General features: G+C 67.7%; 1 protein-coding gene. It reads right to left on the bottom strand.

Going from position 1 to position 1430, the window contains the following annotated elements; genetic code table 11:
• Positions 1–54: 54 nt before the first annotated feature.
• Positions 55–1305 (bottom strand): IS256 family transposase, encoded by a 1251-nt coding sequence (locus QK291_RS18960; RefSeq protein ID WP_069950424.1) that lies wholly within the window; start codon positions 1303–1305, stop codon positions 55–57.
• Positions 1306–1430 lie beyond the last annotated feature (125 nt).

Raw genomic sequence — 1430 nt, 5'->3', positions numbered from 1 at the left:
GGTCAAGTCCATTTGCGTGGTGTAACGCGGTTGCCGCGTGATTCTTGATTTTGGTTAGGCGCTGAGCGCCAGTTCGGGGTTGGTTTCCTCCTGTTCCGTGGTGGGCGCCGGCGCGGTGCCGACGGTCTGTGATTGTTGGATGAGGTCCAGGCTGAGATAGCGGCGGGCTTCGATCCATTCATCGTGCTGTTCGGCGAGGACGGCGCCGACGAGCCGGATCAGCGCGGTGCGGTCGGGGAAGATCCCGACGACGTCGGTGCGGCGCCGGATTTCCCGATTGAGGCGTTCCTGCGGGTTGTTGGACCAGACCTGGCGCCAGAGGCCTTTGGGGAAGGGCGTGAACGCGAGAATGTCCGCCCGGGCGGCGTCGAGGTGGTCCGCGACGCGGGGCAGCTTCTCGGCGAGGGCATCCAGAACCCGGTCAAACTGGGCCTGGACGCCGGCGGCGTCGGGCTGGTCGTAGACCGAGTGCAGCAGGGTTTTCACCCACGGCCAGCTGCTCTTGGGTGTCGCGGCCATGAGGTTCGCCGCGTAGTGCGTGCGGCAGCGTTGCCAGGCGGCCCCGGGCAGGGTCGCGCCGATCGCGGCGACCAGCCCGGCGTGCGCATCGGAGGTCACCAGTTTCACCCCGGTCAGGCCGCGGGCGGTCAGGTCGCGGAAGAAGGCCAGCCAGCCGGCGCCGTCCTCGGCGGAGGTGGCCTGGATCCCCAGGACTTCCCGGTGCCCGTCGGCGTTGACGCCTGTGGCGACCATGGCGTGGACGTTGACGACGCGCCCGCCTTCGCGGACTTTCAGGACCAGGGCGTCAGCGGCCACGAACGTGTACGGGCCGGCGTCCAGCGGGCGGGTCCGGAACGCCTCGACTTGGGCGTCGAGGTCCGCGGCCATCACCGAGACCTGGGACTTCGAGAGCCGGGTGATGCCCAGGGTCTCGACAAGTTTTTCCATCCGCCGGGTGGAGACCCCCAGCAGGTAACAGGTCGCGACCACGCTCGTGAGTGCGGCCTCTGCCCGGCGGCGGCGTTCGAGCAGCCAGTCCGGGAAGTAGGAGCCTTGCCGGACCTTGGGAATGGCGACGTCCAGGGTGCCGGTGCGGGTGTCGAAGTCCCGGTGCCGGTACCCGTTGCGGGAGTTCGTCCGGGCCTCGGAGCGGACACCGTATTCGGCGCCGCAGACCGCGTCCGCTTCGGCGCTCATCAGCGCGTTGATGAAGGTGGTCAGCATGGATCGCATGAGATCCGGGGAGGCCTGCTCGAGTTGCTCTGACAGGAAACGGGCAGGATCGATAACATGGGGTGCGGTCATCGCGTGGGCTCTCTTTCGAAACGTACTTTGGTAGGTCGTTTCAAGAATCACGCGGTGGCCGCCTCACGTCCGGGAGCAACACGCCCGGGTCCGGGCCGTTACACCACGCTAATGGGCACTACCGC

Origin of the sequence: Arthrobacter sp. AL12 (genome assembly GCF_029960645.1) — a bacterium.
GTDB lineage: Bacteria > Actinomycetota > Actinomycetes > Actinomycetales > Micrococcaceae > Arthrobacter.
This window is presented reverse-complemented; position numbering and strand designations above follow the sequence as displayed.

What these genes read in the sequence shown, in the direction of transcription:
- QK291_RS18960 (WP_069950424.1), bottom strand. Translation starts at nt 1,305, where the DNA reads ATGACCGCACCCCATGTTATCGATCCTGCCCGTTTCCTGTCAGAGCAA.